This window comes from Sporanaerobacter sp., assembly GCF_047830725.1.
Lineage (GTDB): Bacteria > Bacillota > Clostridia > Tissierellales > Sporanaerobacteraceae > Sporanaerobacter.
Genome location: NZ_CP181252.1, coordinates 293,069 through 315,712 on the forward strand (window position 1 = coordinate 293,069; position 22,644 = coordinate 315,712).

Consider the following 22,644-nt stretch of genomic DNA (forward strand, 5'->3'; position numbering starts at 1 on the left):
TGAATTTTTTAATAATCATTATCCCATCTATTTATTTTTCATATAGAAGATAAAAACACTAGCAAATATTTGCTAGTGTTTTTATCTTCTATATTTTCCACCCCAATTGTTCAATTTGATGATATTTAGCATACCAACCATCTTTTCCTGCAAGTTCTTCTGGTGTACCAATTTCAACAATTCTTCCCTTTTCCAAAAAAATGACCTCATCAGCATCAATTATTCCAGATATTCTATGACTTATTGTGAGAATTGTCCTATCTTGAGATACTTCCCTTATAGCCTTAAATATCTTTGCCTCTGTTATAGAATCAAGACCTGATGTCACTTCGTCAAGAAGCAGTATAGGAGGATTGCATACCAATGCACAAGCAAGAGACAACAATTGATATTGACCATGAGAAAATTTTATTTCTCCTTCTCCAATAAAAGTATCATATCCCCTTGGAAGCTTCATTATATCTTCATGAAGACCAACACTTTTAGCTGCTGCTATTACTTCTTCCTCCGTAATAGTTTCATCATATAGTGTAATTGCTTCCCTAACCGTCCCATCATATATTGGAAAAGTTTGAGGTACAATTCCTATAGTTCTACGGCGCATTTCAAAAGGCATTTCAAAAGGATCTATCCCTCCTATTTTTATGCTTCCTTCTTTTGGCCTATATAAACCTGCCACAAGATTTAAAATAGTACTCTTCCCAGCCCCTGTTCTCCCTACCAACGCAACCTTCATACCTGCCTTTACCTCAAATGAAATATTTCGAACAATTTCTTTACCATTTTCATAAGAAAAAGAAACATTTTCAACAGATATAGAAAAATTCTTTATCATTTCAGGTATTTCTTTTATATATCTAATCTCTTCTTCTTCTCTATCAAATTCATTTATTCTCTCAATTCCAGAAGCAGCTTCTTGTATTGTCTGAAACTCTACAGCTATAGCTTCAATAGGTGCAAGCATTCTTGATATCAAATCAACTACCGCTGCAATTGAACCAATACTTATACCCAATGTTCCTAATCCCTTTGGAGCAGCTACAATCACAACAATTGTTATGACAATTGCCCTAAGTATTTGCATTATACATGGAAATATGGAATCTAATGTACTAGTTTTATGAACAGCTTCAAGGTTTTGATTTAATGGTTCTTGAAAATCAGATATAAAATAATTTTCCATTCCAAATATTTTAATTGTCCTTATTCCATTAAATATTTCTTGAACCAAACCATTAATATGACCAACTGCTATTCTTGCATTCATTTGAGCTTTAAATGTATTGGATTTAAAAAATCTAGCAATTAAATATATTATAGGGATTAGAAGTAACACATACAATGCCAGTTTAGGACTTAGAATATATATTGATATTATAATTCCAACTGTTTTCAATCCATCAGATAATATCCCTATAAGTCCACTAGTAAAAAGTGTACCAACAGCATCTACATCTTGAGTAAATTTACTCATTATCTCACCAACAGCATTGTTTGAAAAATATGATATAGGCAATTTAGATAGTTTTTTTGCCATATTCATGCGAATATTTAGTAGTATATCCTGTCCAACAACTGCCATCATAAACTCACGGACAAAATCGGCAACTCCACTAATCACCACAGCTAGCAGATAGTACAATGACAATTTCCACAATCCATCATAAACTCCTTTTGAAATATTGTTGTCTATAATACTCTTCAAAATTTGAGGTGGAATCAATTGCATAACAATACCAACAACAATTGCAACGATTAAAAATATAATATATAGAATTTTTTCTTTACAACTCGTCTTAATAGCATTAGATACTATTTTATTCTTCAACAGATTCACCTCCTAAAAATTGTTGTGAATCTATAATTTTATTGTATATACCTTCAGTATTTATCAATTCATCATGAGTACCACTTTGAACAATTTTTCCCTTGTCGAGAACTAAAACCATATCTGTGTACTTGAAAGCATGAAGTCTATGCGAAAAAATAAATATAATTTTTCCATCTCGATTTTGTCTTAAATTTTCAATAATCTTAGCTTCGGTATTTATATCTACGGCAGAAAATGGATCATCAAGTATGACTATACTGGCATCTTTATATAGAGCTCTTGCCAAAGCTATTCTCTGCCTTTGACCTCCAGAAACTTTTATACCTTTTTCTCCAATTTCTGTGTTTATACCATTTTCAAAGCCTTCAATATCCTGTTTTAAATCTACAATATCAAGTACCTTGTTCAATTTTTCTCTATCGTCATCATTCCAAGCAATATTATTTTTCAAAGTATCTGAAAAAAGAAAAGAATCGTGACCCATATATGTAATTGTTGCTAGTTTTTTCTCATATGGAATGTCTTTTAAATCCACATTATCTAAAAAAATCTTTCCATCATAATCATAAAGTCCTGTAATAGAAAGAGCTAATGCACTTTTCCCTGAACCTACAGAACCAGTTATACCAACTATCATGCCAGTTGAAGCTTTAAAAGAAATATTTTCAATTGCATATTCCTCACTAGTTGGATATTTAAATGACAGATTTTCTACATCTATTTCTTTTGGCTTAAGACTTTCTACTTTTTCAATAGGCACCATTTTTTCTCCATTTATAAGTCCTAATACTCTATCCCAAGAAGCTTTAGCACCTTGTTGAATATTGAAAACTTTTGCAGCAGTAGTCGTCCTCACTGCCAATGCTGTAAACATGGCTATATATGCTGTAAAAGTACCAATAGTCCAATTTCCATCAATGACTTTATTTCCACCTAAAAATATGACTACAACAATTCCAATACTTGCCAATACAGAATATATAGGAGCCAATCCATTTTTAAAAATGCTTAATATGATATTTTTCTCAGCTTGTACAGCTAATTTATCTTCTAGCCTCTCTATTTCTGCTTCTTCTCTTCCATACAAACGCATTATATCTATTTGTGAAATCAATTTTCTGATTTGAGTAGTTGTCTTTGAAGTAGCAATTCTAGTATCCTTAGCTTTGGAATGAACTGTTTTTTTCATAGCTTGAGTAAGTAATATGACTAATGGAATAGGAATAGACGCTATCAAAGTTATTTTTATATCATAACTCATAAGTGCAATCCAATAAGCAATCATGAGAACCCCAGTATCCCACAATTCAGTAATGGTTTTTCTCACTGCTTCAACCACAATATCTACATCTCCCATGGTAGTAGCTATCATGTCTCCTGGTTTTTGCCGTTCTAGAACATTTAAATCTGTACTTAGTATGGATTCCATTATGCCAACACGCATATCACCACTCATTCTATTGGCCATATCCCTTACATAGTATCTTTTAAAAAACCTTGCAATCTGAAAAGTTAAAGTGACGCCAACAAACTCTAAACCAGCCTTTATTATTTCATGAGTATTTGTTGCTACAGTAGCTGCATCCAGCAATTTACCTTGAAAAATAGGGCCAAGGACAATTGCTGAATTGAAAAATATACCCGAAATAGCTGTTATAAAAAATTGTCTATGATATTTTATGACATAAGACAATAACCTTTCCCTTTCTTTGGGAGGCTCAAATTTAACTTTTTTCATTTAAACCATCCTATTCATTAAATATTTTTATTTCATTGTTTTCTGTTGCGAAAACCTTGCCACTGGATTTTTTCCACCTTTCTTAAAATTCATTATACTCTCAAATCTTTATAAATACAACGATACCTTAATTGTTCTACAAAAAAACAATGCAATAGGATATCCTATTGCATCTAAAATTGTATTTGTATTTGCTTCTTTTCACCATTTCTTATAATTGACAATTTGGCTTTATCACCTTTTTTATAATTGTAAAGTGCCTTTTTTAGCTGATTCATATTTTCAATATTTTGATTGTCAATCTTTGTTATTACATCTCCATTTCTTAAATTTCCCTTACTTGCAGGAGAATTTGAAACTACTTCAATCACAATCACTCCACTATCAGCTTTCAAATCTATTCCCAATTGTCTTTCATAAGTTTCCACATCTATGCCCTTTATTCCTATATAGACTGTTTCATAAGTTCCTTTTTTGATTACTTCTTCTATTATTGGCTTTGCTGTATTTATAGGTATAGAAAAGCCTAATCCTTCAGCTGATTTTATTTTAGCTGTGTTTATTCCTATGACTTCTCCTTTACTGTTTAATAATGGGCCTCCACTATTTCCAGGATTGATTGAGGCATCAGTTTGAATGAGATCTTCTATGGTATTGTTTTGATCTACACTTATAGACCTATGAAGTCCACTTATAATCCCTGAAGTCACGGTTCTTTGAAATTCTAATCCCAAAGGGTTTCCTATAGCTATAGCTATTTCTCCTACTTCCAATTTGTCTGAATCTCCCAATTTAGCTACTGGCAAATTATTGGCATCCACTTTGATTATAGCTAGATCAAGAATAGAATCATGCCATAGTACCTTGGCAGATCTTTTATCTCCATTTTCAAACAATACTGTTATCTTTTTTGCATTTCCATCTCCAACAACATGAGAATTTGTAAGTATATAACCATTGCTATCTACTATTATACCAGAGCCTACTCCATCTACTTCTTGTTCCATAAAACCATAATTTTGAATTTCTACTGTAGTTATTCCTACTACACTATTCATTGCACTTTTGGCTGCTTGAGATATCATAGAAGCACTTTCATTGTTTGTACTATATACCTTTTGCGTATTGTAAACTTCTTGACTATTTTGACTAACTTTTGATGAACTTTTACCATAGATATGATTTGAAGCTATTGGGGATATTATCCCTCCAATGAGAGAAGCTATCAATGCCACTGCAAAATATGAGAAAAATTTACCTCTTTTACTTTCTTTCTTTTCTTCTTTGTTTTCAATATCTTCTACAATTATAATATCTTTATTTTCGTCCATATTTCATACCTCCTTGAATTTTCTATTCTAAATATAGATTAATAAAGAATTGTAAAACAAATATGGATGAAATATGTTTTTGTTGTGAAATTTTCGATTTGTTTTTTTTACAATTTCACATATTTTTTTGATTTTAGTCCCATGGTTTTATTGCATAATATTTTGTTATAATATATTTAAATCTAATTATACTGTGGAGGCGGTTTTGTATGAGTTTCGAAATTTATTTGGTGGAAGATGATAAAAACTTAAATCTAGTTTTAACTTCTTATTTAGAAAAAGAAAATTGGAAGGTTTCATCTTTTTTTACAGGAGAAGAAGCAAAAAAAGCAATGGCTACCCCTCCTGATTTGTGGATACTAGATATTATGCTGCCTGATATAGACGGATACCAGCTTTTACAAGAAATAAAATTGACAAATCCAAATATTCCTGTGATTTTCATTTCTGCAAGAGATGCTGATATAGATAGGGTTTTGGGATTAGAACTTGGAAGTGATGATTATTTACCCAAACCATTTTTGCCTAGAGAATTAGTCATAAGAACTCGCAATCTTTTAGAACGTACTTATGGTTCTAATTTGCAAATTCAAAATATACCTCCCTATACCATAGATATAAATAGTAGATGGGTTAAACTAGAAGACCAGCTAATAGATTTAACTTCTAAGGAATTTGATTTGTTGGTTTACTTCGCAAAAAATAGAGGATTAGCCCTTTCCAGAGAACAAATACTTCAAACTGTTTGGGGGAGTGATTATTTTGGTACAGATAGAGTGGTAGATGACTTAGTTAGAAGACTTAGAAAAAAAATGCCCCTTTTAAATATTGAAACCATATATGGATATGGATATAGGATGATGAAATCATGAAAATGAAAAATAGACCATTATCTATTCAAATTTGGATAGTATTTGCCACAATCACTCTATGTATATCAATACTTTTATCAATATTATTGCCTTTAACTTTGAGGGACTTCTTTACGAAGGAAATCTATGCGACTATAGAAAATGCACAGAGGCTTATGTTTAACCGTTTCGATATTGAATCCATAATAGACTTTTTAGAATCCAATGGACTTGAAAGTTCAAGGCAAACTTTAGAAAATATTCGAACTGTAAATCATTTCATGGTTTATAATGAAAATGATATAATCACTTCCTCTCCTCTTTCTATGGACTTTTTAAATAAAGTAAAAAATGAAATAAAAGTTCAAAAAAACATAAGTCAAAGATATAGTGGCAAAGTAGGAAATGAAAAGATATTTTATGTAATCACAAAAGGTAAATCATTGGGGCAAGATGTTTTTTTGGTTTCTTATATGTGGGACTCTTATAGGCAAGACTTAGTACAAACTCTATTTAAAAAATTGCTCTTAATCATGTTTATAGTATTTGTTCTCAGTTGGATTCCAGCAATAGGACTTTCTAAATATTTGTCCAATCCTCTGGTAAGTTTAGAAAAACGTGTAGAAAAACTTGCAAATCACGAATGGAATGAAGCTGTAGAATTGGATAGAGGAGATGAAATAGGGCATTTAGGTGAGTCTATAGAAAAGCTTAGAAAACAGTTGATTTATCAAGATGAAATGCAACAATCTTTTTTGCAACATGTATCCCATGAATTAAAAACTCCTGTTATGGTCATTCGTAGTTATTCACAAGCTATTAGAGATGGTATTTATCCAAAAGGAGATTTAGATTGTTCTGTAGAAGTCATCGATGAAGAAGCAGAGCGGTTGGAAAAACGCATAAGGAATCTGCTTTATTTGACGAAACTTGATTATTTAGCTAATCATGAAATGTCTAGTGAAACTTTCTCTTTAGATAATCTAATTAAAGATGTAGTAGATAGATTATATTTAAGTAGGCCTGAATTGGATTGGAATTTAGACTTGCCACAAATAAATATCAGTGGAGATATGGAACAGTGGCGAGTAGTCATAGAAAATCTATTGGACAATCAAATTAGATATGCAAATAGTCAGATACTTATATCATTGAAAGAAAAAAACAGCGACAAAGTTTGCCTTAAATTCTGGAATGATGGCCCAAATATTGAAAATGAAATTCTAAATTCCCTTTTTAGTGAATTCAACAAAGGATATAAAGGCGAATTCGGTCTTGGATTAGTCATTGTAAAGAGAATACTAAATTTGCACAATTCACATATCTGGGCTCAAAATGAAGAAGTGGGGGTTTCTTTCTATATAGAAATACCTAAGAAAATGGGATAAGTTTCTTAATTTTAAACTTATCCCATTTTTTCAATCTATAGATTTTAAAGATTCTACCATATCTATTTTTTTCAATTTAAAGTACATAACAAAATTAACTAAAAGTGAAAAGAATATAGTCAAAATAGCTGAATAGACAAAACTTACAAATCTTATTTCCCTACCAAACATGATGAATTCCGTTTCTCCTGTGAGAATTATGAACTTGTGGAGAAACACTCCTAAAACAAGTCCCACAGCTGTTCCAATTATAGTGAGAATGACATTTTCTCTATATACATATTTGGAAACTTCTTCATCATAAAAACCTAATACTTTTATAGTGGCAATTTCTCTAATTCTTTCACTTATATTTATGTTTGTCAAATTGTATAGTACTACAAATGCCAAAGCTCCTGCTGAAAATATCAAAACTAAAACTACATAGTTTAAGCTTCCTATTGTATCTTTAAAACTTTTGCTCATACCAGCTATAAAATTTATAGAAGACACATCTTTGTATTTCAATATTTCTTTAGAAATTTTATCTTCAAAGGCTTTGTCAGTATCTACTGTCTTGACCAATATCTTTTTGAACTCTACATCTTTTCCAAATGCTTTTTCATACAAATAAGGCGACATATATATATAGTGGAAAGAATAATTTTCCGTAATTCCTGCAACTTTCACCTTTGCCTTTTTGTCTTCTTCAACTTTTATATATATTTCATCACCAACATTTGCCTTAAGAAGTTTTGCTACTTTTTCAGTCAACACTACCCCATTTTCTGGAACTAAAATTTTTTCCCCTGAAATCCTATTCCTCAAGATAATAAAATTGTTAATTTCATCTAGATTTTCTGGTACTATCAAATTTGCAGTCTTTTCTATATTCCCTTTTCCAATATCTAATGCTTGTTCTTTCACGAGCATATAGTCTTTAATTCTTGAATCTTCCTTTAAAAAATCTACTACTCCATTTGTTTCTCCTTTGTTTATACCATCCTTAAATTCTAATGCCATTTGATATTTATATATTTCATCAAACTGCTTAACAGCAATAGACACTATTGAATCTTTCAATCCAAATCCAGCTAAAAGTAAAGCTGTACATCCACTTATACCAATTATAGTCATAAAGAAACGCTTCTTATACCTAAATAAATTTCTGGCTGTAACCTTTTGTGTAAACTTCAATCTAGACCAGATAAATCCTATTCTCTCAAGCAAAATTCGCTTTCCCATTTTAGGTGATTTGGGCCTTAAAAGAAGAGCTGGTATTTCTCTCAATTCACTGTAACAAGCAACTAATGCTGCCATAGTAGTGGCAAAAACTGCCCCAGCTGTCGAAATAATGGCATAAAATGTATTGAATTCCGTTATAACAGATGGCATAATATACATTATTCTATAAGAATTGAATATCACTGTTGGAAAAACCTTGAACCCTATCAACAGTCCTACTATACTACCACTTATGCTGGCAATAGCTGCATATATCAAGTATTTTGAAGCAATATGCATATTGCTATATCCCATAGCCTTAAGACTTCCAATATATCCTCTCTCTTCATCCACCATCCTAGTCATAGTAGTCAAACACACCAATACCGCTATGACAAAAAAGAATAGTGGAAACACTTGAGCTATAGCATCTATTCTATCTGCCGCCATGCCATAATCAATAAAATCCCTAGTCTCACTTCTCTTCAACACATACCATTTAGGCTTTTCAATCTCTTTTAATTCTTTTTCTCCTTTAGCTATTTTTTCTCTAGCTTCATCTAGCTTTTCTTCAGATTCTTTTTTTTCATTTAGATATTCTTCACATCCACTTTCATATTCTTTCTTGGCAGAATTGAGTCTATTTCTAGCTTCATCAAATTCTTTCAAGGCCTTTTTCTTTGATGCCTCTAATTTTTTTCTTTCTTCTTCTAATTTAATTTTCCCTTCATCTATATTTTTTTTAGCATTTTGAAGTTCCTGTTCTGCCAAAATAAGTTTTTGCGTTTCCTCTTCCAATTCTTTTTCTGTTTTATCTTTCATCTCATTGAAATAATTGAGATTTTTGTAGTATTCTTCTTCTCCTTGTTTCAATTTTTTTTCTTCTTCATTTAATCTTTTCTCTGCATCTCTTATGGTCTTATAGAATTCATTTTCTTTATTCTTTAAATCTCTTTCTCCTCTATCTATTTCTGCTTTTGCTTTAGATAAATCTTCTTCAGCTTTCTTTAATTCAGCTTTTTGCTTTTCTTCTCCCTCTTTTAATTCTCTTTTGACTTCATCTAGTTTTTCATTGGCCTCAGCTATTATTTCATCATAGCGTTCTTCTTCCCTTATTTTTCCTATATCCTTTAAATTTTTTTGCACAGGATCTAGTATTTCATCATATTCATCACTATAGGTAAATACATCTTTCGCATCTTTTACAGTTAAGTATATATCAGTATATACTGGCAATTTGAAATTTTCTTCAGGAATCATTATATAGCTCTCTATTTTGCCATTGCCAATAGTGCTAGTTCCCCTTTCAAAAGAAATATAAAGAGGGCTTTCAACTAGTCCCACTACAGTATATTCATCTTTTTTTAAATTTTCTGAAATATCCTCATCTGTCCCCGAATATATTTTTATTTTACTCCCTATGGATAAAGACTCTGTTGTCATACTTCCACTTTCAGCCAAACATTCCCCAGAATTTTTGGGATATCTCCCTTTTACTAAATTTACCTTATTTATATAGGAGTTTTCTTCATATATATTTTCAGGTATTGACAATAGTTTCACTACTCTAGTATTTTCTCCGTCATCAACTAAAACATCCATTGAATAGCTAAGGGATATTTCATCAATTCCATCTACTTTTTCTATAGCCTCTATATCTTTTTCATTGAATCCCTTCGTAGATATAAGCCAAATATCCATCAAATTGTAGTCATCAAAATATTTATCTGCCGTAATCTTCATATCTGGTGCCGTAGCTTTTATACCTGCAAAAAAGCCTACTCCCAAAGCAACTATGGCAAATATAGCTAAAAATCTTCCCAATGTATTCCTTATTGACCTAAAGGTATCTTTAAGCAGAGTGTTTTTCATTTTTACCACTCTATCCTTTCTACTGGAATAGGGTTTTTGTTTATTTCTTCTGATTCTACCTTCCCATTTTTTATCTTTATTACTTTATCTGCCATAGGTGCAATAGCTAAATTGTGAGTAACTACTACTACTGTCATATCATTATTTCTACTTGTATCCTGCAACAATTTAAGTACCGATTTCCCTGTATTGTAATCCAATGCACCTGTAGGCTCATCACATAATAGCAATTTAGGATTTTTGGCAAGGGCTCTAGCTATAGCTACTCTCTGTTGCTCTCCACCTGACAATTGACTTGGAAAATTATCTTTTCTATCTTTAAGACCTACTTGTTCCAATACCTTGTATGGTTCAAGAGGATCTCTACAAATTTCAGTTGCCAATTCTATATTTTCTAGTGCAGTAAGATTTTGAACTAGATTGTAAAATTGAAAAACAAAACCTATGTCATATCTTCTATAAGTAGTTAGTTCTCTTGATGAATACTCACTTATTTCGTTGCCATCAACTATTAATTTACCACTAGTTGGAGAATCCATACCACCTAAAATATTTAATACTGTACTTTTACCGGCACCACTAGGCCCTACTACTACTACAAACTCTCCTTTGTCTATGGAAAAAGATATGCTATCTAGGGCCTTTATTTCAACCTCACCCATCTTATAAACTTTTTTGATATCCTTTAACTCAATAAAATTTTTCTCCATTGACACCCTTCCTTACAAATTTCTCAACATATATTTTATATTATTTTATGCTATTTTCCCATATTAGTAAAGGGGATAAATAAAAACCGGCAAGTTTATCAACTTAGCCGGTTCTTTTTTTAAATTCCTATCTTGTCGAGTTCTTGCAAATTGTATAATTTTATCAATTTCATTAGTTTCAATGCATACTGGGGATCTGTTGCATATCCTGCTCTTTTTAATGCCCAAGCCCCTTCTGTAGAATTGTGCATTACTTCTCTAAAAGGCTCATATCTTTCTCCTTTAAGCAACAAATCCTTATGATCTGCCCAGCTTTCACCTACATTGTTATACGCTCTAAAGCTTGCATCAACACGAAAAGTTTTCCCATTATATACTTCCCATGTATTTGATATGACAGAACCTGCTGTTCCCTTGCCCTTTATTCCAAATAGATTTAAAGATTTTTTCCCACTGTATTTATCTACAGGAGCACTTTGCCCCCAACCTGTTTCAAGAATAGCTTGAGCTGTCTGTAGTGCAGCTGACATTCCTGTCTTTTCGAAAGATTTTTTCGCTAAGTCAGATGCAAGACCCATAAATTTATCCTTTTCAATTATAGGTTTAGGACCATATACTTTACCTAAATACACTCTAATAGGAATTTCTTCGCTTTCAATCTTTTTCCCCTTGTATATTCCTATGGCCTTCACTTTCCAATTTCCCACATCTTTTTGAACCGGAGTATAAGTACAAATGGCTGAAGGACTTTGCTTTGAAGCAATGATCTTTTTTTGATTTGTATTTGGTTTAATGAAAATATAATCTACACTATCTAATTTCACATTGCTTGTAATTTTTAACTGAGTAGCTTTTGTTAAAACTTGTTTTGGGCCTACTCCTTCTAAAAATATTTTGGGTTCTCCTTTTACATTGACCTTTATACTTTCACTTTCATGAGTTCTTTCCCTAGTATCCTTGACTCTAACTAAAAGCTCTTTAGGCCCTGAATATTCAGGTCCTGGAAACCAGGTATAATTTCCATAGCCAAATTTCTTTAAACTTTCTTCTTTTCCTGTATTTAAGTCTCTTAAAACGTATTCAGTTTCACTGACATCAAAGTTTCTAGAAGTTGACAATACAACTGGCTTATCTATAGTTTGTCCTTCAGATACTCCTCCTAGTGCTAACTTTTGTTGAACTTCAATTTTTGCAGTTATTGTTTCGCTACTATATGGATTGTCAAGACTGTCATAGGCAATTGCTCTAAAAGAATAATTCCCATTTTCCTTAACCATTGGAGTCCATTTATACATTCCTTGTGGATCAGATTCTGCTGACAAAGTTTTCTTTCCTGTATCTAAATTAGTTATTTCATATTTCACATAAGAAGCTACAAAATTGGCATCTGTACCAATAGATATTGTATCATCTAGTATTTCACCTTCCTCAATTCCAGTTAGATACACTTCAGGAACAACATCCAAATTTACCAAGATAGCATCTCCTGCTAAAAAGTTTCCATTTTCATCATATATACCAGCTACAAGAATTCGTTCCCCTTTTCCCTGTAAATCAGGTAGCCAATTGTATGTAGCAGTTAAGTCCGTTCCTCTAGCTACTACAAAACCTTTAGCTGTTTGTGGATTTAAAAGAAGATATTTTATCTCTTTAGCATTCTTTAAACTGTCTTCAGGTAACGAAACTTTAAGACTAGTTTTGCCATTTATAGTTTGTCCAGATTCTACAGATAAAATCTTTACATCAGAAAACGGTCTTATATCTTCTTTTTTGCTAGAATCAATTCGAACAATTTTATTGTCTTTATCCCACTCAATTCCTAACCCTAGTACATTTCTACATAAATCAAGAGACACAAAAACACGATTATTTATGCGTTTGGTAGGTATATCACTTAAAGCATAAGTTTTTTCTTGATTTTCATACAATACTAAATGGCTATCAATTCTTAAAGTGGTTGAATTCCCATTTTTCTCAATTTTAACCGTATTATCTTTGTCATTTAAAATAATCTTCGCTCCAAATTTTTGGGCAATGCCCTCAATTGGTACAAGAACCTTGTCATTTTCAACTATTGGCATTCCCAGCGAAGTAATATCTTTCCCATCTAGTATTAACTTAATTTGACTATCCGCCACAACCTCTGAACTAAATCCTCCAAATATCCATAAAGCCATCAACAATACAATCATGCTCCAACTTATTTTTTTCAATTTATTCCGCCCCCTCTTTCTTAAAATTGTCAACTACACTTTTTATTCTCTATGCAAAATTGTGATATAATTATTATACTACATAACATAATATTTTGGGAGGGTACTTCATGTTAACAGATTTTTTATTGAAATTTGCAACAAAGGGAAATACTGATTTTTCAGATAATGTAGTTAGAGGTAAAGTTGGCTATCTAGCTGGAATAGTTGGAATTATAGTCAACTTGATTCTATTTATAATTAAATTGACTATAGGGATTATAGTCTCCTCAATAGCTGTTTTGGCAGATGCATTTAACAATCTGTCCGATGCAGCTTCTTCTATTATTACAATTGTAGGATTTAAACTCTCAAGTTTGCCACCTGACAAAGAACATCCTTATGGTCATGGCAGAATAGAATACTTATCTGCTTTGATCGTTGCTTTTATGGTCATGCTGGTAGGATTTCAATTTATAAAAACTTCTATCAATCGTATCATGAATCCTCAAGCTGTAGTATTTGAATGGATACCTTTTATCATTTTGTTGGTTTCAATCCTCTTTAAAGTTTGGTTAAGTATATTCAATAAAAAATTGGGAGATAAAATTTCTTCATCTGCTCTTAAAGCTACAGCTACAGATGCTTTAGGTGATGTTTTCACTACTTCTGTAGTAGCAATATCTCTATTGGCATCCTTATTCACTGATATACCCATTGATGGGTATATAGGAGTTCTAGTAGCTTTTGCCATACTCTATGCAGGATTCAATCTAGTAAAAGAAACTATAAATCCCCTAATTGGTGAAGCTCCTAGTGAAGAACTTATAAATTCTATAAAAAACGGTGTACTCTCATATAAATATATAACTGGTGTACATGATTTAATCATACACAACTATGGTCCTGGAAGAACTATGGCCTCAATCCATGCAGAATTTCCTTCAAATATCAATGTGATGGATATTCATGAAGTAATTGACAAAGCAGAAAGAGAACTAAGTGAAAAACTTGAATTGCATTTGGTGATTCACATGGATCCTATTTGTATGGATACAAAAGAAATTGTAGAAGCTAGAAATGAAGTAGAAAAAATAATCAAAGCCAATACAGCAATAAAATCTATGCATGATTTTAGAATAGTTGGTGAGGGAGATAAAAAAAATCTCATATTTGACATTGTTGTAGATGGGAGTAAATTAAATAAAAACATTACAGAAGAAGACATAAAACTTGATATTTCCAATGCCATAAAAAAGAATAGCCCTCAGTATAACTGCATCATAACAATAGACAAAGAATACTAAAGCACAAGGGGACGGTTTGAAGTAACCCTTGTGCTATTATATATCATTCTTTAGACTCAACGCTTCTAATGACTGCTTTAAAGCTGCTTGAGTTTTAGTTTCTATAACTACAGTCAAATCATTTTCATAGGCAAATTTTAATCTTTCCTCCAATGAAATTTCTCCAGTAAAAAGTGGCTGATGATCACTTTTCCCATTATAATCATGTAGATGCATATGCTTAACTTTGTGTGGATATTTTGTGTATATCTTTTCTATTTTGTATCCCCACATAGCATCATGCCCTACATCCCATGTAAAATAAACATCCGGTACACTAGCTAATTTTTTAAAAGTCTCTTCAACAAATCCTTTTATTTGCATATTTTCAATGCACACTAATATTCCTAAGGGTTTTGCAATTTGGACTACTTGACTTAAGGAATCTATAAGGTTTTCCATAAATAATTCACTATTTTTTTCATATACAAATATTTTTTCATCTGGCAATGTAAAATATATTCCCGGATTCAAATGAATATTTATTTTTTTAACTCCAAACTCAGCTCCCCATGTAGCAATATTTTTAAATAATCTAATATTTGCCTGCCTTATTTCTTCATAAAAACAGCCAAAATCAATATCTTCAGGAAAATGTAAAGTAAATTCTATACCATATTCTTTTCGAATTTTCAACAATTCATAAGACATATTGCTATTAGGCATACAATAAGGCAAATTCATATTAAGCTCAATAAAATCCAATCCAAGTTCCTTGCACAAAAAAACATTTCCTAAAATACTCCTTTTCCCTATCAATGTAGGCATTCCAAATTTAATTGTCAAAGTATCATCTCCATATGTTCCTTATATTATTTTTCCAATTTTATTATATCAAGAATTTTTTGCAACATCCACATATATTCAAACACTGTCATTTTTACTCATTTATCTCTAAAACATTTCATATTCATAGATAGATTTCAATTCCTTATAGGTAGTCTAGAATCCACTTGCATATTGAGGTTTTCTCTTTTCTATATCTTGTTTCAATTCCTTATAGGTAGTCTAGAATCGTTCAAAACATTATTTTAGATTGTTAAACTCCTTGCCACAGAAGTTTCAATTCCTTATAGGTAGTCTAGAATCAATACCCGGTAGGAACTTCATTCATTAGACTATGCAAATTAGTTTCAATTCCTTATAGGTAGTCTAGAATCTAGCAACATGCAACATTTTATGACTAAGTAAATATAAGTTTCAATTCCTTATAGGTAGTCTAGAATCTAAAACCTCCATTTGATTTATTTTTATATTTCTTGAGTTTCAATTCCTTATAGGTAGTCTAGAATCCATATCTGATACAGATCCAAAATTAATCATTTCTCCGTTTCAATTCCTTATAGGTAGTCTAGAATCGAAAATAGCTTTATAATTCAAGATTTTTAAAAAAAAAGTTTCAATTCCTTATAGGTAGTCTAGAATCGGACAAGGGACAAGGTGTTACCCTTGTCGTGCTGTTATAGGTTTCAATTCCTTATAGGTAGTCTAGAATCCAAAATAAAAAAAGGAGTGAATGCATATAGGGAAAAGTTTCAATTCCTTATAGGTAGTCTAGAATCTATAAAAGATACGGCAGAAAAGTTTGCGGGATTAAAGTTTCAATTCCTTATAGGTAGTCTAGAATCACATGGGGAATAGCTATGTCAGCAATTTATGGGAATGGTTTCAATTCCTTATAGGTAGTCTAGAATCGTAATTAGGGATTTCTTTGGGCATAATGATAGTGCTAGTTTCAATTCCTTATAGGTAGTCTAGAATCCCTTCTAGGTGTTTGGTTAAGTGCTCTCTGCAGTTTTGTTTCAATTCCTTATAGGTAGTCTAGAATCATGGAACTGGCCGAAAAAGGCATTCTCCGGGCAGCCGAGTTTCAATTCCTTATAGGTAGTCTAGAATCACCGCATATCCTAGGCTAAAAGTAAACAGTAGCGTAGTTTCAATTCCTTATAGGTAGTCTAGAATCGGAGATTGAAAAAAAGGAAGATATGCGGGCGAAAATCGTTTCAATTCCTTATAGGTAGTCTAGAATCCAGGAGAAAAGGACGCCATCCTGGAGATCATCGATAGTTTCAATTCCTTATAGGTAGTCTAGAATCGCTTGTGCAATCTTCCAGAATGTCTCGGCCAGGCTGAGTTTCAATTCCTTATAGGTAGTCTAGAATCGCAGCTCTTGAAGGAGCAGACGACACGGTGGACGAGTTTCAATTCCTTATAGGTAGTCTAGAATCGAGGAAATCAATGCTGTTTTAGAGATGTACCCGAAGTTTCAATTCCTTATAGGTAGTCTAGAATCATATAGACAGGAATACTGTATTAGTAAGATTTACCGTGTTTCAATTCCTTATAGGTAGTCTAGAATCACTACTTGGGTTTTATATTCTTTGTACTGTTTCAATTGTTTCAATTCCTTATAGGTAGTCTAGAATCTGGCAAAAGCTATAAAGACAAAACTTTATATGCATTGTTTCAATTCCTTATAGGTAGTCTAGAATCTCAAAGTATTGTTGTTCTTTTTCTTTCTACCAAACATGTTTCAATTCCTTATAGGTAGTCTAGAATCGCTGGAAGAGCTTTAGAACATTATAAGGAACAAGGTGGTTTCAATTCCTTATAGGTAGTCTAGAATCTTGGGATTTCAGAACTTTTTCATTGCCTTTTTCCTAAGTTTCAATTCCTTATAGGTAGTCTAGAATCATTCCATAGGCACAGCTGCTACAAGATCAGAAACGATGTTTCAATTCCTTATAGGTAGTCTAGAATCGATTTAATGAATACCTTGAAAAGGGCCAATGATTCAAGTTTCAATTCCTTATAGGTAGTCTAGAATCTGTTTGGTTGGTTTTGCTAGTCTAGTTAATGCAGATCTGTTTCAATTCCTTATAGGTAGTCTAGAATCTATAGCTGCTGCACTTATGGGGTTTGCAAGTGCAGGTTTCAATTCCTTATAGGTAGTCTAGAATCTAGCTTCCATTAATTTTTCATGATTATTGATTTCCATGTTTCAATTCCTTATAGGTAGTCTAGAATCTGAGGGTAAAAAATCAAATTCTAGAAGTTCTAAAGTGAGTTTCAATTCCTTATAGGTAGTCTAGAATCACCGATAAATGAACAGCAGCTTTCAGCAGTTATATCGTTTCAATTCCTTATAGGTAGTCTAGAATCTATATGCGATCTAGCAGCTTCTAATATTGTCTCAAAGTTTCAATTCCTTATAGGTAGTCTAGAATCTGTAATTGCTATTACATCAGACGAGCGAGAAGTCTTGTTTCAATTCCTTATAGGTAGTCTAGAATCGCGAAATTCAAGTTTCAATTCCTTATAGGTAGTCTAGAATCTAATTACACACTTTGATATTACTATGTTCTTTCATTTTTGTCAATGTCATAAAATTAGCCTTGTTTGTTACATAGTTTTAATATTTTTCGCTATAGCCATTGCATCTTCTAGATTTAAACAAAAAATAATTTGTCGTCGATCTCCAGAGGTTTTTGCACTACTACAGGTCGACGACAAATATCTTCACATGAGCTTAGGGAAAATTAAGGGAAAATTTTTAAGGTCCAGTACCTATATCATCAATTCTCCAACCGCTCTTTTCAGTTTCTTTTCTCATAATAACAAATCTAGGAAAAACTCCATTCTCTGATGTAATAGGTTCAATAAATTTAAAATCAGCTAAGACTTCGTATTCCAGTGCTTCTCCACCATTATCTATATCTTCAAATTCATTTATCTCTAACAACTCTGCACTTCTTATATTTTGATTAGCTACATCTTTTTCCTTATTAAATAGATATTGATTGTTCATATTAGATGATAAATATCTGCATAAATTCTTTCTTGTTATAGTTGCCCAAGTCATTTTAATATCATGATTATTCAATGCTTTGAAATGTTCTTTGATTATATCTTCTGGTTTCATTTTAGATAACTTTATCTCTAATTCATCATCATAATCAATATAATCTTCAATCCATTGATCCCAATCCTTGCTTGTAATGTTTTCTAATTTTTCCCTATTGAGAGAACAAGCAAAGGACTCATGTCTCCCAGCATCTATATATGCACCAATAATTTCATTATTATATTTCAAAATAATACCTCTTGCATCTCTCCTTGGTTCCATAAAATCTGGCAAAGATTCTCTCAATCTATAAATTTCCACCACTATATTCTTTCCGAGATAGTCAGTAAAATCAAATCCAATTTCTTTAGAAAGTTCATTGTTGTAGGCCCAATATATCTTAATTGGATACTCCCCTGCCTTATGTTTAAGATTGTCTGGCAATTTCTCTTTTAGAGTATTTATCCTGTAGTCAACAGTCCAGTTATATTTATTAAATAAGTCTACCACTTGACTTTCCACATTTGTATCATACTTTGTGTATTCTTCCAAATCTTCTACATATCTAAAAAAATCATAATTAGGTACTAAGATTTTTCCTTCTACTTCTATGTATCCAAACTCATAAAGACTGTCATATGAAAATGTAATCTCTTCTTTATTGCCATTTGCTTTAGTCAAAATCAGTTTATTATCTTTACGAGCCATTCCACTCATATCATTTGTATTTGCTCCATTTCCCAAAAACTCACTATTTTCCAACATAGATACAATATCATTGATTATCTTTTCATCTTTAATTGATACTTTATTTACTTCGCCAAAATTAGTGTTAAAAATAAGTTCAAGAGAAACTTTTCCCTTACTTTCTTTGCTGGGTAAAGTTATCAACATTATCAGAACTATTAATACCATGTTAAATACTATAATCCAGATATTTTTGACTCTTGAAATTTTCATCACCTCCATTTTAATTTAGTAAAAATAATTAGTTATTATCCTACTTCTAATTATACCAAAAACACCCGCATTTTTTATACTATTCAGCATATCTAAGTTCTATTAATTTTTCTTATAATCTATTCTTTTTGAAAAAAGAATAAATCTTGATTTAAATACGTACAATAGAATTGTTTATATTACTAAGGAGGTATTTAGAATGGATAATCAACGTGCAAAAGATATTGTTTCTTATCCAGTTATGGTTGATGTAACTTACAATGATATGCCAATTTATATTGAAGCTGTTAACGAGAATAACAATACAGCAAAAATCCACTTTCTAGACCAGCCAGAAAACAAACAAGAAGTATCTTTAAATAACTTAATAGAACATTAAAATTAATTGAATTAGCAAATTAAATCTGATATAATGTTTCTGCAAGTGCAAATTTATTTTTTAAAAATTTAAAATGACAGAGTAGATAATATGCGTTAAGTGTCAAAGGATGGGACGTAGCCTTTGAACGAAAAGCAAATGCTTGCGGTATATTATCGCGTTCGCTGACACTATCAGTAATATCTTCTTTCTGATGTGGCAGACTGTCATATCATATATGAAAGGAGGTATTTTTTTGAAAAAATTAAATCCAAAAATTATCACTATCTCAGGTTTTTTGATTGCACTCAATGTGGTATTGTCTAGATTCATAACTATCCCTGGCATTATCAATTTTGGAGGATTTCCAATTATTTTTGCTGGTATAGTATTTGGACCTGTTGTTGGTGGAATTGTAGGAGCAGTAGGAGATGTAGTTAGTTTTATAGTCAGACCAACAGGACCATTTATGCCACATTTTGTTTTGACTTCAGCCCTTACTGGGATTATCCCTGGAATACTTATGAAGGTTCTAAAGGCTGATGTAGATGAAATGCCATTTTGGAAAATATTTTTGTCCATACTAGTTGGACAAGTAACTACGTCCGTTTTGATGGTTCCTTACTTTAGAAATATTCTATTTGGGCATCCACTAATTGTAACTATGACAAAAGCGGCAACTAAACAAGCTATAAATATTCCTGTTTATTCTGTATTGATAAAAGGATTAGTGGAATCACTAGCTAAAGCAGGAGTTATAAAAAAAGAATTTTAAAAATATGAACACAGAGGGGCACTTCAAACTGTCCCTCTGTGTTATTTTTTAAGTTTAAAACACAAAATTGTGCTTATATTTTACAAACTCCTATTTAATATAAAAAACACAGAAGAACTATCCCCATGTGTTGTTCATATATTAAATAGGAGCTTGATTTATATTAAATTAAAAAGAAAGGAGTATAAATTGTGTTAAATTTCTCATTAATTACTTTTTTTATTTTTATTGTACTATTTTTACAATTGATATTAACCATTATATTGGCTATAAGGTCAAAATATACTCTTAATTTAATTCATAATATTCAAGAAAAAGTCATTAATCCTGCTACATTAAATAAATCAAAAAATGAAGATATCATAAAAAAAGATAAATTATCTAAGAAAACTGTTGAAAAAAAGCCTCCAATGGAAGATGAAAATATTATATTTCAGAAGGAATTAAAAATTGATAGTAAAAATAAATTGATTGAAATAAATATTCAAGCAGATTCTAAAACAAAATAAATTTAGTAAAAATTTATCACATTTTTATCCTTGTATACTATTATGTAATATACAAAATAAAAATATATGTGAGGTGAATTTAAATGTCATATATTTTAAGTTCAGATGAAATTACTATGCCAGAATCTTTTGAAGAACAACAATATAAATTAAATTTAGGCGTTACTGAAATAGAAGATGCAATAATCCATGGTCAGATTACAGATTGTGAATCAAATGAACCAATAGTAGCAGCAATTGTAAAAGCATTTTTTACAAATCCAGCTACCAGCGAATTAGAAGCTATAACTCATACTTTATCAGGTTGTGATGGATACTATATGCTTCATATTCCTCCTCAATTTGAGGGAAAAACTATTACTATAATGGTGTCTAAGAATATATAAAACCTCGTTAATCTAATAGTTACATTTGATATGTATTATAAAAAATTAATTTATACTTGCATTTCTATGTAATATATGTTATATATTATATCAGTCTTTTAATATATTTAGTGTTTCCTTGGTACCCACTACAAAAACAAGGGAGTGATAAAGTGATAAGGTATAATAAAATTTTTAAAAAAAACCCAAGAGAAATTGTACTTTTAAAATCACGTCCCTGTAAATGGAGACGTTGTTTTTTTTGTGATTATATTCATGATAATGAAAATGATGATAAAGTCATCAATGATTTTAATAAAAGTATCTTAAATAATGTAACTGGAGAGTTTAAAAAACTTGAGGTGATAAATTCAGCATCTGTATTTGAACTACCAAAAGAAACCCTTAAATATATAAAAGATATTGTCTCTGTAAAAAAAATAGAAAAACTATATTTTGAAAGCCACTATATCTATAGACATAGACTTGATGAGATAAAAGATTATTTTAAAGGTACAGATATAGTATTTAAATGTGGCATTGAAACCTTTGATGATGATTTTAGAAATAATTATCTCAATAAAAATGTACACTTCAAAAACTATGAAGAAGTAGCTAAATACTTTAAATCTATTTGTTTATTGGTAGGAATTAAAGGACAAACTAAAGAAATGATTGCAAAAGATATTGAAATTTTACAGAAATATTTTGAACATGGATGTATCAATATATATGTGGAAAATTCTACTCCTGTCAAACAAGATAAAGAATTGATTTCTTGGTTTAAAGAGAATTATTCATATTTAGAAGAATATGATAATATTGAAATTTTATGGAATAATACCGATTTTGGAGTAGGAGGTGAAGCTAATGAAAACAAGTAAACTTGTGAAAGGTGGAATTGTAATAGCATTGTATGTGGTATTGACCTATTCTTTGCCTTCTTTAGCTTATGGTCCACTGCAATTTAGATTATCTGAAATAATGACGTTATTAGCATTCATTGACCCATTCTATGTTTTACCTCTTACAATTGGTTGTGCTATCTCTAATATATTCAGTCCTTTTGGAATAATCGACGTTATATTTGGGTCACTTGCTAGTTTTTTGGCTCTATACTCTATGACAAAAACAAAAAATATATTTGTAGCTAGCCTTTGGCCAGCTGTATTTAGTTTTATCATAGGTTTAGAAATATTATTTTTATCAAAAGAACCGGTTAATTTTTTTCTAATAACTGGGCAAATAATGCTTTCTGAATTTATGATAGTATCCGTAATAGGAGTACCTATATTCAATATTATTCAAAAAAATGATTATATAATGAACATCTTAAAAAATGATTAAGCTACTATGAAATGGGGCGGTTCT

17 protein-coding genes, 1 CRISPR repeat array and 1 riboswitch are annotated in these 22,644 nt (G+C 31.1%); of the genes, 9 read left to right on the top strand and 8 right to left on the bottom strand.

Annotation, left to right across the window (positions count from 1 at the left end):
- Window positions 1-88: 88 nt before the first annotated feature.
- The 3 genes from ACFWUA_RS01460 to htrA form a co-directional block, all read right to left on the bottom strand.
- Entirely contained in the window at window positions 89-1,828 is a 1,740-nt protein-coding gene (locus ACFWUA_RS01460) for an ABC transporter ATP-binding protein (RefSeq protein WP_416198400.1), read from the bottom strand.
- A complete protein-coding gene (locus ACFWUA_RS01465) occupies window positions 1,818-3,569 on the bottom strand; it encodes an ABC transporter ATP-binding protein (RefSeq protein WP_416198401.1) in 1,752 nt (583 codons plus the stop codon). Before ACFWUA_RS01465 ends, ACFWUA_RS01460 begins: the two co-directional genes overlap by 11 nt.
- Window positions 3,570-3,742: 173 nt before the next feature.
- Complete coding sequence (htrA, locus tag ACFWUA_RS01470) at window positions 3,743-4,900, bottom strand: serine protease HtrA (protein WP_416198402.1); 1,158 nt, start codon at window positions 4,898-4,900, stop codon at window positions 3,743-3,745.
- A 209-nt stretch (window positions 4,901-5,109) separates the two neighbouring features.
- Between htrA and ACFWUA_RS01475 the strand changes: the two genes are divergently transcribed.
- Both ACFWUA_RS01475 and ACFWUA_RS01480 read left to right on the top strand, forming a co-directional pair.
- Window positions 5,110-5,772: a response regulator transcription factor gene (locus tag ACFWUA_RS01475; protein WP_416198403.1), complete on the top strand. Its 663-nt coding sequence runs from the start codon at window positions 5,110-5,112 to the stop codon at window positions 5,770-5,772.
- Window positions 5,769-7,139 (top strand): ATP-binding protein, encoded by a 1,371-nt coding sequence (locus tag ACFWUA_RS01480; RefSeq protein ID WP_416198404.1) that lies wholly within the window; start codon window positions 5,769-5,771, stop codon window positions 7,137-7,139. The genes ACFWUA_RS01475 and ACFWUA_RS01480 overlap by 4 nt, the downstream gene beginning before the upstream one ends.
- 30 nt (window positions 7,140-7,169) lie before the next feature.
- Here ACFWUA_RS01480 and ACFWUA_RS01485 read toward each other — a convergent pair whose 3' ends face one another.
- From ACFWUA_RS01485 to ACFWUA_RS01495, 3 genes are all read right to left on the bottom strand, one after another.
- A complete protein-coding gene (locus ACFWUA_RS01485) occupies window positions 7,170-10,214 on the bottom strand; it encodes an FtsX-like permease family protein (protein WP_416198405.1) in 3,045 nt (1,014 codons plus the stop codon).
- 2 nt (window positions 10,215-10,216) lie between these two features.
- Window positions 10,217-10,924 (bottom strand): ABC transporter ATP-binding protein, encoded by a 708-nt coding sequence (locus ACFWUA_RS01490; protein ID WP_416198406.1) that lies wholly within the window; start codon window positions 10,922-10,924, stop codon window positions 10,217-10,219.
- Window positions 10,925-11,043: 119 nt separating this feature from the next.
- The gene (locus tag ACFWUA_RS01495) at window positions 11,044-13,137 is read right to left on the bottom strand and encodes a glucosaminidase domain-containing protein (RefSeq protein WP_416198407.1); all 2,094 of its coding nucleotides are present in this window, start codon (window positions 13,135-13,137) and stop codon (window positions 11,044-11,046) included.
- A gap of 110 nt (window positions 13,138-13,247) precedes the next feature.
- Between ACFWUA_RS01495 and ACFWUA_RS01500 the strand changes: the two genes are divergently transcribed.
- Window positions 13,248-14,423, top strand: coding sequence for a cation diffusion facilitator family transporter (locus ACFWUA_RS01500; RefSeq protein ID WP_416198408.1), 1,176 nt, complete (start codon window positions 13,248-13,250; stop codon window positions 14,421-14,423).
- Between the two features lie 36 nt (window positions 14,424-14,459).
- Here the strand turns inward: ACFWUA_RS01500 and ACFWUA_RS01505 are convergent, their stop codons facing one another.
- Both ACFWUA_RS01505 and ACFWUA_RS01510 read right to left on the bottom strand, forming a co-directional pair.
- On the bottom strand, window positions 14,460-15,248 hold the full coding sequence (locus ACFWUA_RS01505) for a sugar phosphate isomerase/epimerase family protein (RefSeq protein ID WP_416198409.1): 789 nt from the start codon (window positions 15,246-15,248) through the stop codon (window positions 14,460-14,462).
- 134 nt (window positions 15,249-15,382) lie between these two features.
- Window positions 15,383-17,756: a CRISPR direct-repeat array (repeat unit 30 nt; unit sequence GTTTCAATTCCTTATAGGTAGTCTAGAATC).
- 259 nt (window positions 17,757-18,015) lie between these two features.
- Complete coding sequence (locus tag ACFWUA_RS01510; RefSeq protein WP_416198410.1) at window positions 18,016-19,266, bottom strand: DUF4830 domain-containing protein; 1,251 nt, start codon at window positions 19,264-19,266, stop codon at window positions 18,016-18,018.
- Between the two features lie 199 nt (window positions 19,267-19,465).
- Between ACFWUA_RS01510 and ACFWUA_RS01515 the strand changes: the two genes are divergently transcribed.
- The 6 genes from ACFWUA_RS01515 (at window position 19,466) to ACFWUA_RS01540 (ending at window position 22,620) form a co-directional block, all read left to right on the top strand.
- The gene (locus ACFWUA_RS01515; protein WP_416198411.1) at window positions 19,466-19,645 is read left to right on the top strand and encodes an H-type small acid-soluble spore protein; all 180 of its coding nucleotides are present in this window, start codon (window positions 19,466-19,468) and stop codon (window positions 19,643-19,645) included.
- Window positions 19,646-19,720: 75 nt separating this feature from the next.
- Window positions 19,721-19,814, top strand: a riboswitch (THF riboswitch).
- A 66-nt stretch (window positions 19,815-19,880) separates the two neighbouring features.
- On the top strand, window positions 19,881-20,399 hold the full coding sequence (locus tag ACFWUA_RS01520) for a folate family ECF transporter S component (protein WP_416198412.1): 519 nt from the start codon (window positions 19,881-19,883) through the stop codon (window positions 20,397-20,399).
- 191 nt (window positions 20,400-20,590) lie between these two features.
- A complete protein-coding gene (locus ACFWUA_RS01525) occupies window positions 20,591-20,908 on the top strand; it encodes a hypothetical protein (RefSeq protein WP_416198413.1) in 318 nt (105 codons plus the stop codon).
- 83 nt (window positions 20,909-20,991) lie between these two features.
- Window positions 20,992-21,294 (top strand): hypothetical protein, encoded by a 303-nt coding sequence (locus ACFWUA_RS01530; RefSeq protein WP_416198414.1) that lies wholly within the window; start codon window positions 20,992-20,994, stop codon window positions 21,292-21,294.
- 152 nt (window positions 21,295-21,446) lie between these two features.
- Window positions 21,447-22,157, top strand: a complete 711-nt coding sequence (locus tag ACFWUA_RS01535; RefSeq protein WP_416198415.1) for a radical SAM protein — start codon at window positions 21,447-21,449, stop codon at window positions 22,155-22,157.
- Window positions 22,144-22,620 carry a QueT transporter family protein gene (locus ACFWUA_RS01540; RefSeq protein WP_416198416.1) on the top strand — a complete coding sequence of 159 codons (477 nt, stop codon included), beginning with the start codon at window positions 22,144-22,146 and terminating at the stop codon, window positions 22,618-22,620. Before ACFWUA_RS01535 ends, ACFWUA_RS01540 begins: the two co-directional genes overlap by 14 nt.
- Window positions 22,621-22,644 lie beyond the last annotated feature (24 nt).

Coding starts and splice junctions, on each gene's coding strand:
- ACFWUA_RS01465 (WP_416198401.1), bottom strand. CDS start 3,569: ATGAAAAAAGTTAAATTTGAGCCTCCCAAAGAAAGGGAAAGGTTATTG.
- htrA (WP_416198402.1), bottom strand. CDS start 4,900: ATGGACGAAAATAAAGATATTATAATTGTAGAAGATATTGAAAACAAA.
- ACFWUA_RS01475 (WP_416198403.1), top strand. CDS start 5,110: ATGAGTTTCGAAATTTATTTGGTGGAAGATGATAAAAACTTAAATCTA.
- ACFWUA_RS01480 (WP_416198404.1), top strand. CDS start 5,769: ATGAAAATGAAAAATAGACCATTATCTATTCAAATTTGGATAGTATTT.
- ACFWUA_RS01485 (WP_416198405.1), bottom strand. CDS start 10,214: ATGAAAAACACTCTGCTTAAAGATACCTTTAGGTCAATAAGGAATACA.
- ACFWUA_RS01490 (WP_416198406.1), bottom strand. CDS start 10,924: ATGGAGAAAAATTTTATTGAGTTAAAGGATATCAAAAAAGTTTATAAG.
- ACFWUA_RS01500 (WP_416198408.1), top strand. CDS start 13,248: ATGTTAACAGATTTTTTATTGAAATTTGCAACAAAGGGAAATACTGAT.
- ACFWUA_RS01510 (WP_416198410.1), bottom strand. CDS start 19,266: ATGAAAATTTCAAGAGTCAAAAATATCTGGATTATAGTATTTAACATG.
- ACFWUA_RS01515 (WP_416198411.1), top strand. CDS start 19,466: ATGGATAATCAACGTGCAAAAGATATTGTTTCTTATCCAGTTATGGTT.
- ACFWUA_RS01530 (WP_416198414.1), top strand. CDS start 20,992: ATGTCATATATTTTAAGTTCAGATGAAATTACTATGCCAGAATCTTTT.
- ACFWUA_RS01540 (WP_416198416.1), top strand. CDS start 22,144: ATGAAAACAAGTAAACTTGTGAAAGGTGGAATTGTAATAGCATTGTAT.